This is a genomic window from Novosphingobium sp. (assembly GCF_030699305.1).
Taxonomy (GTDB): Bacteria; Pseudomonadota; Alphaproteobacteria; order Sphingomonadales; family Sphingomonadaceae; genus Novosphingobium.
Genome location: NZ_JAUYNB010000011.1, coordinates 1 through 14,637 on the forward strand (window position 1 = coordinate 1; position 14,637 = coordinate 14,637).

Sequence of the window (14,637 nt, forward strand, 5' to 3'; positions counted from 1 at the left end):
GCGTCCGCCCTGTCCGATGGATAACGCAATCCTTGCCGACTACGCCCCCTCCGGACAATATCAGCTCATATTACCGTTCGCTCCATCTCTTCACAACGAGGCGCGGACTGCAACATTATGATATTGATTGCGATATTGCCCAATGGCTTTCGAAGCTGCGCTAATCATCGCTCTGCCATGACAACACAACCTTGCCGACTGTGTTTCGCGTTCCCAAGGCCGTGATTGCCTCTATCAATTCGCCCATTGGGCGGACATGTTGGATCAGCGGGCTGATCCTGCCTTGGGCACACAGGCCAACCAGGTCCTGCTGTATCGCAGCGATTTCCTCAGGGTTGCGATCAAAGCTCCAGTAAACGCCATGCGCACTGGCCGATTTAACCAGCATGTAGTTTGCTTTCAGGGCAGGTATCTCGCCACTGGCGAAGCCACACACGAGTAACTGCCCCTGCCATCCCAGGAGGCGCAAGCTTCGTTCCGAAGTTTGTCCACCTACCGGATCGAGCACGATATCGACGCCTTGCGGGGCCAAAGCCTTGACTTCGTCTTGCCAATTCGGCTGGCGGTAATCGATCACGTGTTCAGCGCCATTCTCGCGTGCGATGCGGCGCTTTTCCTCTGACCCTGCCGTTGCGATGATACGGGCCCCGACGGAACGGGCCAGTTGCGTTGCAGCGACGCCAAGCCCACCAGCGGCGGCATGAATCAGAACCGTCTTTCCGGCAGTCAGATTCGCTTTCTGGAACAATGCGATATAGGCCGTTGTGTAGGAGATAGGGAGCGCGGCCGCGACCGGGGCGGGCAAATCGCCGATGGCCATTAATCGGCGCGAGGGAACCGCGCAATATTCCGCGAATGCCCCGCTGCGAACCTGGCATGCGACCCTGTCACCGATTTGAAACCGGGAGTTTCCGCCCGTTTGAACCACGGTTCCGGCAAATTCATTGCCAGGCACGAACGGGGGCTCGATCCGGTCCTGATAGCGGCCTGCAATTGCTATCTCGTCTGCAAAATTCAGCGCGGCGGCCTCGACTTTCACCAGCGTATCAAGCGGCTCCGGGCCACCTTCGCGCAAGGATGGAACTGTGATCCGGTCGAGAACGAGATCCTCCGGCTTACCGTACTGCTTGACTACCCATGCCCGCATTGTCATCGCTTCAACCGTTCCCTTGCAAAGTTTCCATTCGCCCGAGTATGGGTGGAAGAGAGTCCTGACAAGTAGCAACGTGCAAAGGGTGGCTTAATGACAGCCGACAAGAATAGACCTGTCTGGGAAAGGCATTACCCCGCCACCGCGCGCGATCTCGCGCCGCCCGAACCGCGTGCGCTGACCGCGCTGCTTGACGATGCCGCCTACTCCTTTCCCGACAGGCCCTGCCTCACGGTGGAGGATTGGACGCTGAGTTACGGTGAGGTTGCTCTGCTTGCGTCTCGCCTTGGCGCGGGCCTGGCGCAGATGGGGGTCATGCCCGGGGATCGGATCGGGTATATGGGGCCGCCTCACCCCGTGTTCACTCTTGGCTGTTTCGCGATGTGGCATATCGGGGCAGTCTATGTCGGACTCAATCCATTATACAGCGCCGACCGGCTGGCTGGACAATGTATCGACAGCGGTCTCAAGGCGATCATCACGCTTGATGAGCCCAGCTTGCTGGCAAAGGCACATCAGATCCGCGAACTGATCGGGCAGCCAGTCTCTTTCCTGGTAGGTTCCTTCAGGAAGGATCCGCGTGAGGCGACCGACCCGAACGAACCGTTCGGGCAAGGTGATGTATGGGCCATTTCCGACTTGCTCGCTGCTGATGCGTCGGTAGAGCGGGCGACCTTCGATCCCGCGACCCAGCCGGCCGTGCTGCAGTTCACAGGCGGCACCACCGGCACACCCAAAGCAGCGGTGCTCACCCATTTCAACCTGCTGACCAATGCTGCCCAGATGGTCAGCTGGTATCCCCAGCTCAAGCCCGGCAGGGAAGTCATGCTTTCCGCTGCACCGGTGACTCATGCGGGCGGCATCGGCCCGGTCCAGAATTTCACCGTCCAGCTGGCGGGCGAGCTTGTATCGCTGCCGCGCTTTAATCCGATGAAGACGCTCGACCTGATCGAGGAGCGGAAGGTCACCATTCTGCTGATGGCGCCAACGATGGCCATCGCCTTGCTTGAAGCGGCTCGGGAGCGACCGATCGACTGGTCCGGCGTGAAGTGCGTCCAATGCGGCGCCGGGCCCGTCCCGGCGGAGCTGAAGGCCCGGTTCCTGCAGGCCACCGGGTACTGGATCACCACCCTCTACGGGATGAGCGAAACCGCGCCGGCCGTCGTCTATTCACCGTCTGACCGAGCGCTGGCAGAATATACGGGTGTTCCGCTGCCGTTCACGGAGGTCGAGATCCGCAAGGTCGATGATCCGCATCAACGTGCAGCAGCCGGTGAGGTAGGGGAAATCTGCCTTCGCGGCCCGCAAGTGATGCAGGGATACTGGCGCAATCAGGAAGCTACCAGCGATGCTTTTGTCGATGGCTTCTTCCGCAGCGGCGATCTGGGTTCGATGAGCGAAGACGGACTGGTCACCGTCAGCGACAGGCTCAAGGACATCATAATTGCCGGTGGGTACAATATTTATCCTGCCGACGTGGAAAGCGCGATACTTGGCCATCCCGCTGTTCGCGAAGCGGCGGTCATCGGTGTGCCTGACGAATACCGGGGCGAAACCGCAAAGGCGATTGTAAGCCTTCGTGGGGGCGAGCAGCTTGATCTCGAGGAGCTCAGGGAGTTTCTCTCTGGTCGCCTTTCGCCAATGGAAATTCCCACGATCCTGTCCATTGTCGACGAAATACCGCGCAATGAGAACATGAAGATTTCGCGGCTGGACCTGCGCGAGCTCGAACGTCTTGCTCCTCGCTAGCGTGCGCGAACGGCTTCGCCCGCCTCAATGCGATACGCCGCACGGGTCGGCAATTCCGCAGGCACGGCATCTACAGGGATGAGGACGGACCGGGCGGCGAACTGCAGCGCCGCCCGGTCTGCCTGGTGTCAGGTTTCAGACTAGATCAGTGCGCGGGCCTTGGCCATCGAAAGAGCCGTGTCCTCGATCATGTCTTCCTGACCGCCGATCATCTTTTTGCGCCCCAGTTCTATCAGGATGTCTCGAGCAGAGAGGCCGTATTTGCGTTCCGCTTCCTTGGCTTTATACAGGAACGTCGAATAAACGCCGGCAAAGCCCAGCGTGATGGAATCCCGATCCGCCCTCGGCGGCTGCGGCATGATCGGCAAGACTCGGTCTTCCGCAACATCCATCAGTTTGAACAAGTCGACACCAGTCTCGATGCCCAGTCGTTCGCTTACAGCAGCCATCAGTTCCAGCGGCGTATTGCCAGCCCCAGCACCAAGCCCGGCAGCCGAACCGTCAATTCGGTTTGCACCGGCAGCGACAGCGGCGAGCGAATTCGCAACTCCCATGCCAAGGTTATGGTGGGCATGAAAGCCGATCTCGGTCTCATCCTGCAAGGCCGTGCGCAGGCCAGCGATGCGCGTGGTGACTTCATCGGGTAGCATGTAGCCGGCCGAATCCACGCAATAGATCGTCTGTGCCCCATAGCTTTCCATCAGCAGCGCCTGTCCGATCAAGTGCTCGGGCGGCGTCATGTGCGCCATCATCAGGAAGCCGACAGTATCCAGGTCCAGTTCCCGTCCCAGACCGATATGCTGTTCGGTCACATCCGCTTCGGTGCAATGGGAGGCAACGTGAACGCAGGTCGCCCCGCAGTCGGCAGCCATGCGCAACTCATCGAGTGTGCCGATGCCGGGAACGTGAAGGACCGAGATTGCCGCATTCTTAACATTTTTGGCCACCGCCGTGATATACTCGCGATCGGAATGCAGGCCGCGGCCATAGCTGAGAGACGATCCTCCCAACCCGTCGCCATGGGTGACCTGAATCAACGGCACTCCGGCGTCGTCAAGCCCTGAAGCGATATCGATCATCTGTTCCAGAGTTATCTGATGGCGCATCGAATGCATGCCATCGCGCAGGCACATATCGTGTAGTTTGACCTTGCGGCCTCTAACCTTATCCTCAAGGCTCATCATGCGTTCTCCTTCACTGCTTCCAACTTGAGCCGTCCCGCCAATATGTCCCGCGCGAACATCTCGGCGGTGCGCGCGCCGGCCGCAGTCATGATGTCGAGATTTCCGGCATATTTCGGAAGAAAATCGCCCAATCCCTCAACCTCGAGGAAAATCGATACTATGCGGCCTTCAAAAGTGGGTCCGTTCTTCAATCTATAGCCGGGTACATACTCCTGAACCGCGGCGGTCATCTCTTGCACCGAAGCAGTAATGGCTGCCTGGTCGGGTTCATCGACAGTTTCGCAATAGACGGTATCGCGCATCATCAGCGGCGGTTCCGCCGGGTTCACGATCACGATCGCCTTGCCTTGCGCAGCTCCGCCGACTTTCGCCACTGCGGCCGAGGTCGTGCGGGTGAACTCGTCGATATTCTTGCGCGTGCCCACGCCGATCGACTTCGACGCGACAGTGGCAATGATTTCGGCATAGGCCACTTCCTGCACCCTGCTGACGGCGGCGACCATGGGGATTGTCGCCTGTCCGGCACAAGTGACCATGTTGACATTCATGGTCTGACGACCGGCAAGGTCCTTCAGGTTGACCGGGGGGACGCACAGCGGGCCGATGGCAGCGGGCGTAAGATCGATGACCAGAACGCCCAGCTCATTGAGCTTGCGACTGTTCTCGGGATGAACATAGGCCGAGGTCGCATCAAACGCGATCTGCACACCATCCGCGATCACGTGGGGAACCAGCCCGTCGACACCTTCCGATGTTGTCTTGAGGCCGAGCTTGTCCGCACGGGCCAGGCCTTCGGAACCGGGCTCAATACCGACCATCCAGACCGGTTCGAGAACCTCGGAGCGCAGCAATTTGTAGAGAAGATCGGTGCCGATATTTCCCGGTCCGATTATTGCGCATTTGATTTTTTCCATCTGAACTTCTTTCTTGTAACTGGATCCTGGCTGTGATCGCATCATAGTCTAATGGTCGCGCCCATTTCGGGGGTTTGGGCATCCGCCCTTCAGCCGACCAAGGATTACTCGAAGGTTAGGCGGCACGTTCCCAGCCCGTCGCTCAGACTGAGCAATAAGGTGTCCCCGGCGGCTATTTCGATCATCGGACCGAGTGCCCCGGAAAGGATTATCTCGCCTGCCTTGAAGGGCATGCCGAGACGACCCAGGGTATTGGCAAGCCATGCAACCGAGTTGAGTGGCGAACCCTGGACGGCTGCCCCTACGCCGCTGGCGGCTTCGATCCCGTTGCGCTCGATCTTCATGCTCACGCCAGCAAGATCGATGTACCTCGGATCGACCCGCTCTGTGCCCATTGCGAAGATGCCGCAGGAAGCATTATCGGCAACCGTATCCTCGATCCCGATGTCCCAGTCACGGATGCGGCTGTCGACGATCTCGAAGCATGCGGTGACATAGTCGGTCGCTTCCAGGACATCGGCTGCCGTCACCCCAGGCCCGACCAGATCTCGCTTCAGGCTGAAGGCGATCTCGCCCTCAGCCTTGGGTTGAATGAGAGTCGCGATCTCGATCGTTGAGCCATCGGGGACCAGCATTGCATCGGTCAATTGACCAAAATCGGGCTCGTAGACCCCGATCATTTCCTGCACCGCCTTCGAAGTAACCCCGATTTTCTTGCCGATGATCCTTTCGCCCGCATTTATACGCCGTGCGATCATCCGCTCCTGAACCCGATAGGCGTCAACGACATCCATCAGCGGATTACGATCCCGAAGATTCGAGATCGTCGCACCGGCGACAAGAGCCTCATAGAGCTCATCGCCAAGCGACGTGATTTCCGAAATTTCGATTGCCATTTCCAACACCCTCCTCAACTGATTCTGTATTTCAAATCTTTTTTCTATGTATTCATTCTTTTCCGTCACGATTGACAGAATCCACATCAATTAAATCATCAATCAATATTTGAATGGGTTCGCGAGCCTTCCGCTGCCGGGCTAACGGTGAAATTTTTCTGCCTTTCCAACATTGCCCAGCTTTGCCTGTTCTGCCACCCTTGACAGGCGAGCACTTCGGCATAGAATCTCACATATTGAGAGGTTGCACCGAAATGAACGAAGAGACCGGCACATCGGTTGCCGAGCGATTGCTCGATTTGCTGGAATGTCTTTCGTCTGCACCTTTGACAGTGAGGGAAATATCGGAAACGTCGGGAATTCCGATATCGACGGTTCACCGCCTCATTCGGCCACTTTTGTCGCGGAAATATTTGCTCCGGCAGGGCCGTGGTCGTTATGGCCTTGGCCTGGCCAGTGTGGAACTCTCGTCGCGCGCGAATCTCGATGCCATCATCGCCAGCGCAACCCGACCGATCATCGCGAATCTGGCCAAGAATTGCAGACGCACTGTACATCTGGGTGTTTTCCGGAACAATCTTGTCCGGTATCTGGTCAGGATTGAGGCCGGGTATTCGCGCCCGCCATCGCGAGAGATGACCGAGCTTGAGGCCTATTGCACGGCCATCGGGAAGGTCCTGCTCGCCCAGCTTTCTCCCGAGCTGCTTGACGAATACCTGGCCCCGGGGGATTTCGTTTCCCTCACGGAGAATACCATCTCGCAGCCCGGTTCCCTGAAAACGGAGCTAGAGGAGGTTCGCAATCAGGGTTGGGCGATCGACAGGGGCGAAATGTTTCCCGAACTGCGCTGCCTCGCTGCACCGATACATGACCGGACTGGCCGGGTCATAGCGGCAATATCCGTCACCGACACATGTAAAAATGACAAACTGGACGAGGTGGAAGAGGAATTGCTCAAGCTCCTGCCACGCATCAATGCAGCGGCAGAGGAAATTTCCGCTTTAATGCGGTTTCCCTAGGACCGACCTTTCTACCAAGCAGACCTGCGGTTGCACCGACCTCCTTATCCCATTCTCGTGCTGAGTCCTGCGTCATTGACCAGAATTGTTCCGTTGAGGTTTTTGCCGTCACGTCTCGATGCGAGCAGCACATAGCATCCAGCTTGATCTTCGGCAGCTGCGGCTCGTCCGAGGGGAGACGCCTCCGCGACCATCTCGACGGTCCTGCCCTCTGCATCCAGCCGCCGCGCCGAACTGTCCAGCGCATCAAGCCCCGAAAGACCGGTCACCGTGCCTCCGGGAGCGACACCATTCACCCGAACATGGGGTGCCCATTCATAAGCCAGCTGGTAGACCACGCCACGCAGCGCAAACTTGCTTGCGGTGTACAATGTCCCGCCGCCGCCGGCCCTGAAGCTGGCATTGGAGCAGCTCACGATCAAAGAGCCGCCCGATTCCTTCAGTGCCACGGCAGAAGAACGTGCGATCAGCAAGGTCGATAGAACGTTAATGCGGAACAGCTCTTCAAACGCTGCTTCCAGATCGGCTGCGGACATCCTGTCGATGCGCTTGTACCAGTCATAAACGCCCGCATTTGCGACCACGCAATCGAGTTTGCCGAATTTTTCCAACGCCAGAGCAACACCGCTATCGCAAACGGCCGCATCGCTGCAATCGCCCGCCACGGTTGCACACCGATCGCCCAAGCGATCCGCCAGATCGGCAAGTGCATCCGCATTGCGATCCAGCGCAACAACATTTGCCCCTTCTTCCACGAAGCGGAGGGCCACGGCCTCCCCGATGCCTGACGCCGCACCTGTAATCAGTGCGGTTTGGCCTGCAAGACTCCCCGTCATTTCTCACCCTCTGACATTTAGCCGATGCCAAATCGGCGGTCCATACCCCCACGTATTGACATTAACGGGGGTGCCTCGCAACACATAAGCACAAGATTTTGACAAATTGCTGGGTCTGGAGAGAGTGATGTCCGATAGTGCGGTGCTCCCCGATATCGGGGTTTCGATGGATGTCGGCGGTATCCATACAAATTATCATGAAAGCGGTGACGGCGATCCGGTGATCCTTCTTCACGGTTCGGGTCCGGGGGTCACGGCCTGGCAGAACTGGCATAAAATCCTGCCTCGCCTGGGCGAAACGCATCGCGTTCTGGCTCTGGATGTCGTGGGGTTTGGCTTCAGTCCGCTTCCCGAAGGTGAAAAGCCGGGCATCAAGCTGTGGACCAGGCATCTGGCTGGCTTCATCGACGCCATGGGGCTGGATCGCGTGACCTTGATCGGCAACAGTTTTGGCGGCTCGCTTGCTCTCGGAATGATGGCTCATCACGCCCACAAAGTGCGCTCGCTCGTCCTTATGGGAACGCCAGCGGGCGAGTTCGAGCAGACCCAGGGCTTGGCAAACAGCAGAAGTTTTGAACCCAGCCTGGATGCGATGCGCGCGATGATGCGCGCCTTTCCCTACGACCCTTCGATCGTCACCGACGAGGCTGTCGAGGCGCGGCTGCGGGTCGCCAATATCGCCAGCGGGAAAGAAACCATCAAGAAGCTGCAACCCGGCGACGAGCAGGAAGCCAAGGGGCCGCGAATCGTCAAGGGCATCCCCCTCCAGCAACTGGACGCGATCGACGTGCCCGCCCTCATCCTGCACGGTCGGGAGGACAAGATGATCCCGCTGTCGGTTGCCGTCCGAATGCACGAACACCTCAAGAGGTCGGAAATGCACGTGTTTGGTCAATGCGGCCACTGGGTGCAACTGGAGCGCGAAGATCAGTTCCTTGACCAGGTTCGGGGCTTTCTCCGGAACAACTGACCCCACCGGGAGGTCAAGCAGGTGCGCCCCACCTTTCTCTTACCCAGTTCCCTTCGAAGATGGTGCACAAATGCAGAAATCGAAAGCCAGGTCCGAGATACTCCGCCGCATCGCGGATGGCGATCCGGCCTTTTCCCGGAAGGAATATTCAGACGTCGTAACGATGTTCTGGGACACCGTGGAGGCGTGTCCGGATCAGGTTGCGGTTGTCGATGGCGACAGGAGGCTTTCCTACGCCCAGTTTGGCGCAGTGGTGGCCGGTCTTGCGGGACGGATTGGCGAGATAGTCTCGCCGTCAGGACGCGTCGCAATCTGCATGTCCAATTCGCTCGAGGCCAATGTTGCCATTTTTGCCGCGTTGAGCGCCGGTGCAGAAATTTCGATGATCAACGCGAGTTATACCCCGCGCGAGATTGACACCATGTTCAATATAGCCCCGCCCGGGCTGGTCTTGGCTGGCCAGAGCAGTTCCGAGGTTGCCGAGGCTTCCGCGAAGAATGCCGATGCGCCCCTGATTATCGTCGGAGAGGGCGGCGTTTCCATCGACGAACTGCTCGATACCACGCCGACAAGGCCGGACGTGGAGATCACGGGCGACAGTCCCTGCATGATCATGTTTACCGGCGGATCGACCGGCGCGCCCAAGGGCGTGCAGCGCAACCATCGTTCTGAAATGAGCCTCATCAAGGCGATGCATACGGCGTGGCCAACACGCCTGCTGGAAGAGGTGTGGCTCAATGTCGCCCCGGTAAGCCATGTGTGGGGGATACACATGGGCTGCTTCAATCCGGTCTATGGCCGCTCGAGCCTCATAGTCGTTCCCCGCTTTCAGCCCGACCTAGTCGCAAGTTTGATGGAGGAGTATCGCGTTAGCGTCTTCAGCGGCGGCCCCGCCGCGATCTATCAAGGCCTGCTCGCTGCCCCTGACGCAGATCTGTCGGCCCTGTGGCTTTGCCCCGGTGGTGGATCGGTCTTTTCGCAGCAAACGCTATCGCGGTGGGAGGCCAAAACCAGCCTGCCTATCCTTGAAGCATTCGGCATGACCGAAGGTGGGCCGCTGACGGCGCAGCCGCTCGACGGCACCCATCAATACGGCACGGCCGGGCTTCCCCTACCGGGCATAGAAGTTGCCATTATGGCCCTGGACGGTAGCGGTAAGCGGCTTCCCGCCAACGAGAATGGCGAGATACTTATCCGCGGCGAAAGGGTGATTGACCGGTACATGGGGCTTGCGCCGGTGACTGAGGATGGTTGGCTGCCGACGGGTGACATCGGTTTCCTCACGCCAGACGGCTTTCTAACGGTAGTGGACCGCAAGAAGGACATGCTGATTGTCGGTGGATTCAATGTTTACCCAAGCGAGATTGAGGAAGTTCTATCCCTGATTCCGGAAGTTTCCGACGCGGCGGTGGTCTCCGTCGCGGACGTTCGCAAGGGCGAGGTTCCGTTTGCTTTCGTGGCCGCCAGCCCGCGATCCGGGGTGGACGAGAAGTCCCTGCTGAAACACTGTGCCGAAAATCTGACCAAATACAAGATACCGCGAACCATTGTCGTGCTCGATGAAATTCCAAAAACTCCTGCGCGCAAATCGGACAAGAACCGCCTTAAGGAAATGGCGAAAGAATTATTGCAATAATTCGATGATTTTAACTTTATCAATGGATTTATTAATAAAACGCTCTTTGGGAGGTAATCGAAATGAAAATAGAACTTTTTGCTAGTGTTGCGCTAATGCCGTTCATGCTTCTTCCTTCTGCGGCCTACGCGCAGGAAACCGGAACCAACACGGCAGCAGATGCCGCACAAGAAGCCAGCCAGCAGGCTGACTCTTCTGGCAATGAAATTATTGTTACCGCGACACGCCGGGAAGAAAGCTTGCAGAAAGTTCCTGTCGCAGTGACGGCGGTGTCCAGCGAGGCGCTGACGACTTCGGGTGTCGAAAGCGTGCGTTCGCTCAACCTGGTCGCTCCAGGTTATAACGGGGGCCGCAACCAGAACGTGATGCAGCCCAGTATTCGCGGTGTCGGCTCGAACGGAACTTCGGTCGGGGACGAATCCAACGTCGCCGTCTATGTTGACGGGGTCTATCAAGGCGATCCCTATTCGACGCAGATCGACCTTGTCGAAGTCTCTCGCGTAGAGGTTCTTCGCGGACCGCAGGGCACCGTGTTCGGCCGTAACGCGACAGGTGGCCTCGTCAACGTAGTGACCCCGGATCCGCAGTTTAATGCGCGGGGCCGCTTCAAGGCAAGCGGGTCGCGCACGCGCGAATCCGCGAATAATTTTGACATTAGCGGCTATGTCACCAGCGGCTTGACCGACACGATCGCTGCCGATCTTGCAGTGCTCTATCGTAACCAGGACGGATATGCGGTAAACCTGTTCAATGGCGGCACTGTGGGTGGCAGAGAAACCATCTCGGTCCGCTCGAAGCTCCTGTTCCAGCCTAGCGAAATGGCCAAGTTCGTGCTCACCGTCGGCTATGTCGACACGCATGAGGAAACGGCTGCACTCGCTCAGCCATATAACGGGAACACACTGGGAGCGCGGTTCGCCGGAGCGATCATCCCCAACAAGCCATGGGAAATATCGAACTCTGTCACCTCAACCGGAACTGCGGGATTGTCAGACTACACTCGGCTCGACATCGCCCTCAAGGGCCAGCTGGACTTGGGTGGAGTCATTCTGGAATCCTCCAGTTCCTTCATGCGGACGCGTGTGCATCAAAATGCCGATTCCGATGCCACTAACATCGTGCTCGGCGAAACCAACATGCGGGTCAGGCCCGAGACGTACACCCAGGAACTTCGCCTGATCTCGGATACCAGCGGTCCTTTGAGCTGGACTGCCGGACTCTATTATTATGAATTGAAGGGTGAGCAGCCTCTCACCCTGATAAATCGCCTGGACCCGGCACTGCCTATTGTGCCAATCAGGTTTGAGCCGAAGGTGTCGACCTCTTCCTACGCGGCCTTTGCTGAGGGTACATATGAGCTGCTGCCGCAGCTTTCGATTACGCTTGGCGGTCGTTTCACGACGGAGACAAGGAAATTTTCGCAGCGTATCAATGGCGTCCAGCTATTCACGGACGCGGAAAAGAAGTTCGACAAGTTCACCTATCGCGTCTCTGTTCAGTATGAAGCCACACCTGATCTGAACATTTACGGCACTTACGGCACTGGGTTCAAAAGCGGCGTCTTCAACACGTTCAGCCCCTCCAATGTCGCAGTGAATCCGGAAACGATCAGCGCGTTCGAGTTTGGCGTAAAGTCTGAACCGCTATCCTGGCTGCGCGCCAACCTGGCGACCTTCCATTATTCCTATGACAATATGCAGGTGACGGCGCGAGCGGCCAACAACTCATTCGTGCTGCAGAACGCCGCCAAAGCCAAAATCTATGGTGGCGAACTGGAGCTTGCAGCAGAACCCATCACGGGCTTGAATCTGCGGGCGGCGCTTGCTTACACGCATTCCGAGTATGACAGTTTCCCCAACGCTCAGGTTTTCATTCCCCGACTGGGCGGTGGAAACACCGTTTCTTCTGTGGATGCATCGGGCAACCAACTGATCCGCACACCTGAGTTCTCGTTGTCCCTAGGTGGGCGCTACAGCTTCGATGCATTCGATGGAAAAGCCTTCCTCGGCGGAAATCTCTTCCATTCAAGCTCGGTCTATTACGACTTTCTGAATACCTTCAAGCAGGATTCCTATGAGCTTGTCTCGACTGAGATCGGTTGGACCAGTCCGAATGACGACCTTACTTTCCGTATATTCGCGAAGAATCTCACTAATGCAGCGGTGGCCCAGCAAATTTCGCCTGGACCGCTTGGAGCTTACGTCATCTACGAGCGTCCGCGCGAAGTGGGTGCGAGTGTAGAGATCAGGTTCTGATCTATCGGCGGCGCAGGGCACATAACCGTGCCCTGTGCCGCCACACTTGCCCGGATATGCGTAAGCATCCGGTGAGGCTTGCGATTACCCATAATACCAAATCTCGGTGATTCTGACTCAGGCGGGGTTGCCAATGGCAGCGCGAGTTGATTCACCATGGCAAACGGACTGGAGTTTTGCCATGGCTATCCCACTTCGCACCGATTTCGACGCCGTCATGGCGAGGGCGGCCGCCCGCAAATCAAAGGATGGAGGGCAGGCTCGGCGTCTGCTTGCGTTGGCAGCGATTTACGATGGGGCGAGCCGGACGGAGGCGGCCCGGATTGGCGGCGTAACGTTACAGATCGTCCGGGACTGGGTGTTGAAATTCAACGCGGCCGGACCCGACGGACTGATCGACCGGAAGGCACCGGGGCAACAGTGGTGCTGCTCAGCCTATTGAGCGGATTGCAATCGCGCCAGCGGGCGCAAGGAAGCCCAGCGCCCATCGCCGTTTGCTTCGAGGCAGGGCGTGACGGGTCCTGGCTTCACCGGCTGCTGACGGCGCATGGTATTCCGACGTACGTGGTGGAGCCAACAAGCATTCTGGTAAACCGGAGGGCAAAATAGGCGAAGACCGATCGTCTCGACGCCGAAGGGCTGCTGCGGGTGCTCTCCGCCTATCTTGCGGGAGACAGCCAGATCTGCAGCATGGTGCACGTACCAACTCCTGACGAGGAGGATGGCAAACGCGTGCATCGCGAGCGGGAATATCTCGTGCAGGAGCGAACGCGGATCGAGAACCGCATACGTGGAGCGCCCCGCGCCATTCGGGTGGACAATGGCCCCGAGTTCATCTCGAAGGCCCTGGATCGCTGGGCCTATGAAAACAGTGTGAAGCTGGACTTCTCGCGCCCGGGCAAGCCCACCGACAACGCCTTCGTCGAATCGTTCAATGGGCGCTCAGGGACGAATGCCTCAATACCCATTGGTTCTTGTCATTGGACGATGCCAGGAGCAAGATCGAGGCGTGGCGACGGGACTATAATGAGTGCCGTCCTCACACCTCGCTTGGTCGGATGACACCAGTCGAATTTGCTTCATCTGCCAGGGTTAACCCCGGCAGATGAGGCCGGGAGGCTAACATTGAACCCGGACACGAAACCGGGGGACCGTCAATGAAGGAGCGAGACTCTACCTCTGACCGGTAACAATCAGGGGAGCACGTCACGGTTAACTTGAGGAGCGTTCATGTCTGAGGATGTCGGCAAAGCTAAGATAATTGCCAGGCTTTCAAAGGACATATGGCTAAAACATACTCTAGATAAGGTAGGCGATGTAGGCGTCGCTTCTATTGAGATAGAATCCTTGGCAAAGGAACTAAAAGTAACCAAGGGAAGTTTCTATTGGCATTTTCAGGATAGAGGTTCCCTGCTATCGGAAACGCTCAATTATTGGTATGATTCGGCCACCTTGGCAATTGGCTTGGTCGGTAAACGCGATTTCAACGCACCCCTGGATCGGTTGCGATATTTCTTCACCTTGGCTTTGAACAGAAGCCCGGACGTTCCTGGCGGCCCTATCGAGCAGGCGCTGCGTGAATGGGCACGAGTGTCCGACATTGCTGCGGAAATGACCAGGCGCGTCGATCAGGATCGAATCAGCTTGATAGCCGATGCCTATGTCGAACTTGGTCAGAGCAAGGACCAGGCACGTCTGACAGCAGAAATGGCTCTCGCCAGCCTAATTGGCCTCAATATACTCATGCGATCGAAAAGCTTGCGGCACCAGGCTGAAGATACCAAAGCATTCCTGAAACTGTTCCTTTCGGCAACGATCAGAGAGGGTATCTGACGTGCTGGCCTGGAATGTGACCTGAAATGGGTAGAATCCGAGCCGCAAGGAGTGGGGCAATATCGCAATCAATATCATAATGTTGCAGTCCGCGCCTCGTTGTGAAGAGATGGAGCGAACGGTAATATGAGCTGATATTGTCCGGAGGGGGCGTAGTCGGCAAGGATTGCGTTATCCATCGGACAGGGCGGACGC

At 57.7% G+C, this 14,637-nt stretch carries 11 protein-coding genes and 2 pseudogenes; 8 read left to right on the forward strand and 5 right to left on the reverse strand.

The window, feature by feature from the left end:
- Positions 1-160: 160 nt before the first annotated feature.
- Positions 161-1,153: an NADPH:quinone oxidoreductase family protein gene (locus Q8Q53_RS05525; protein ID WP_305700767.1), complete on the reverse strand. Its 993-nt coding sequence runs from the start codon at positions 1,151-1,153 to the stop codon at positions 161-163.
- A gap of 90 nt (positions 1,154-1,243) precedes the next feature.
- On the opposite strand from Q8Q53_RS05525, the gene Q8Q53_RS05530 reads away from it, so the two are divergent.
- Positions 1,244-2,899 (forward strand): class I adenylate-forming enzyme family protein, encoded by a 1,656-nt coding sequence (locus tag Q8Q53_RS05530; protein WP_305700768.1) that lies wholly within the window; start codon positions 1,244-1,246, stop codon positions 2,897-2,899.
- A gap of 140 nt (positions 2,900-3,039) precedes the next feature.
- Here the strand turns inward: Q8Q53_RS05530 and dmpG are convergent, their stop codons facing one another.
- From dmpG to Q8Q53_RS05545, 3 genes are all read right to left on the reverse strand, one after another.
- Positions 3,040-4,080: a 4-hydroxy-2-oxovalerate aldolase gene (dmpG, locus tag Q8Q53_RS05535; protein WP_305700769.1), complete on the reverse strand. Its 1,041-nt coding sequence runs from the start codon at positions 4,078-4,080 to the stop codon at positions 3,040-3,042.
- Positions 4,080-4,997, reverse strand: coding sequence for an acetaldehyde dehydrogenase (acetylating) (locus Q8Q53_RS05540; RefSeq protein ID WP_305700770.1), 918 nt, complete (start codon positions 4,995-4,997; stop codon positions 4,080-4,082). The genes dmpG and Q8Q53_RS05540 overlap by 1 nt, the downstream gene beginning before the upstream one ends.
- 104 nt (positions 4,998-5,101) lie before the next feature.
- Positions 5,102-5,893, reverse strand: a complete 792-nt coding sequence (locus tag Q8Q53_RS05545; RefSeq protein WP_305700771.1) for a fumarylacetoacetate hydrolase family protein — start codon at positions 5,891-5,893, stop codon at positions 5,102-5,104.
- 254 nt (positions 5,894-6,147) lie between these two features.
- Between Q8Q53_RS05545 and Q8Q53_RS05550 the strand changes: the two genes are divergently transcribed.
- Positions 6,148-6,912, forward strand: a complete 765-nt coding sequence (locus Q8Q53_RS05550) for an IclR family transcriptional regulator (RefSeq protein ID WP_305700772.1) — start codon at positions 6,148-6,150, stop codon at positions 6,910-6,912.
- Between the two features lie 44 nt (positions 6,913-6,956).
- On the opposite strand, the gene Q8Q53_RS05555 is transcribed toward Q8Q53_RS05550, so the two are convergent.
- Positions 6,957-7,748 carry an SDR family NAD(P)-dependent oxidoreductase gene (locus Q8Q53_RS05555; protein ID WP_305700773.1) on the reverse strand — a complete coding sequence of 264 codons (792 nt, stop codon included), beginning with the start codon at positions 7,746-7,748 and terminating at the stop codon, positions 6,957-6,959.
- 127 nt (positions 7,749-7,875) lie between these two features.
- On the opposite strand from Q8Q53_RS05555, the gene Q8Q53_RS05560 reads away from it, so the two are divergent.
- From Q8Q53_RS05560 to Q8Q53_RS05585, 6 genes and pseudogenes are all read left to right on the forward strand, one after another.
- A complete protein-coding gene (locus Q8Q53_RS05560; protein WP_305700774.1) occupies positions 7,876-8,718 on the forward strand; it encodes an alpha/beta fold hydrolase in 843 nt (280 codons plus the stop codon).
- 70 nt (positions 8,719-8,788) lie between these two features.
- Positions 8,789-10,354 (forward strand): class I adenylate-forming enzyme family protein, encoded by a 1,566-nt coding sequence (locus Q8Q53_RS05565; RefSeq protein ID WP_305700775.1) that lies wholly within the window; start codon positions 8,789-8,791, stop codon positions 10,352-10,354.
- A 62-nt stretch (positions 10,355-10,416) separates the two neighbouring features.
- Positions 10,417-12,609: a TonB-dependent receptor gene (locus tag Q8Q53_RS05570; RefSeq protein WP_305700776.1), complete on the forward strand. Its 2,193-nt coding sequence runs from the start codon at positions 10,417-10,419 to the stop codon at positions 12,607-12,609.
- A gap of 133 nt (positions 12,610-12,742) precedes the next feature.
- A pseudogene (locus tag Q8Q53_RS16270) lies at positions 12,743-13,024 on the forward strand (transposase); the annotation flags it as partial.
- Positions 12,964-13,718, forward strand: a pseudogene (locus tag Q8Q53_RS16275) (integrase core domain-containing protein). The pseudogenes Q8Q53_RS16270 and Q8Q53_RS16275, both read left to right, overlap by 61 nt.
- 121 nt (positions 13,719-13,839) lie before the next feature.
- Positions 13,840-14,442, forward strand: a complete 603-nt coding sequence (locus tag Q8Q53_RS05585; RefSeq protein WP_305700777.1) for a TetR/AcrR family transcriptional regulator — start codon at positions 13,840-13,842, stop codon at positions 14,440-14,442.
- The last annotated feature ends 195 nt before the right edge of the window (positions 14,443-14,637 follow it).

Bases quoted from the DNA above. Each gene is read 5' to 3' on its own strand.
- Q8Q53_RS05545 (WP_305700771.1), bottom strand. From the start codon at position 5,893: ATGGCAATCGAAATTTCGGAAATCACGTCGCTTGGCGATGAGCTCTAT.
- Q8Q53_RS05565 (WP_305700775.1), top strand. From the start codon at position 8,789: ATGCAGAAATCGAAAGCCAGGTCCGAGATACTCCGCCGCATCGCGGAT.
- Q8Q53_RS05530 (WP_305700768.1), top strand. From the start codon at position 1,244: ATGACAGCCGACAAGAATAGACCTGTCTGGGAAAGGCATTACCCCGCC.
- Q8Q53_RS05555 (WP_305700773.1), bottom strand. From the start codon at position 7,748: ATGACGGGGAGTCTTGCAGGCCAAACCGCACTGATTACAGGTGCGGCG.
- Q8Q53_RS05585 (WP_305700777.1), top strand. From the start codon at position 13,840: ATGTCTGAGGATGTCGGCAAAGCTAAGATAATTGCCAGGCTTTCAAAG.
- Q8Q53_RS05525 (WP_305700767.1), bottom strand. From the start codon at position 1,153: ATGACAATGCGGGCATGGGTAGTCAAGCAGTACGGTAAGCCGGAGGAT.
- Q8Q53_RS05570 (WP_305700776.1), top strand. From the start codon at position 10,417: ATGAAAATAGAACTTTTTGCTAGTGTTGCGCTAATGCCGTTCATGCTT.
- Q8Q53_RS05550 (WP_305700772.1), top strand. From the start codon at position 6,148: ATGAACGAAGAGACCGGCACATCGGTTGCCGAGCGATTGCTCGATTTG.
- dmpG (WP_305700769.1), bottom strand. From the start codon at position 4,080: ATGAGCCTTGAGGATAAGGTTAGAGGCCGCAAGGTCAAACTACACGAT.
- Q8Q53_RS05540 (WP_305700770.1), bottom strand. From the start codon at position 4,997: ATGGAAAAAATCAAATGCGCAATAATCGGACCGGGAAATATCGGCACC.
- Q8Q53_RS05560 (WP_305700774.1), top strand. From the start codon at position 7,876: ATGTCCGATAGTGCGGTGCTCCCCGATATCGGGGTTTCGATGGATGTC.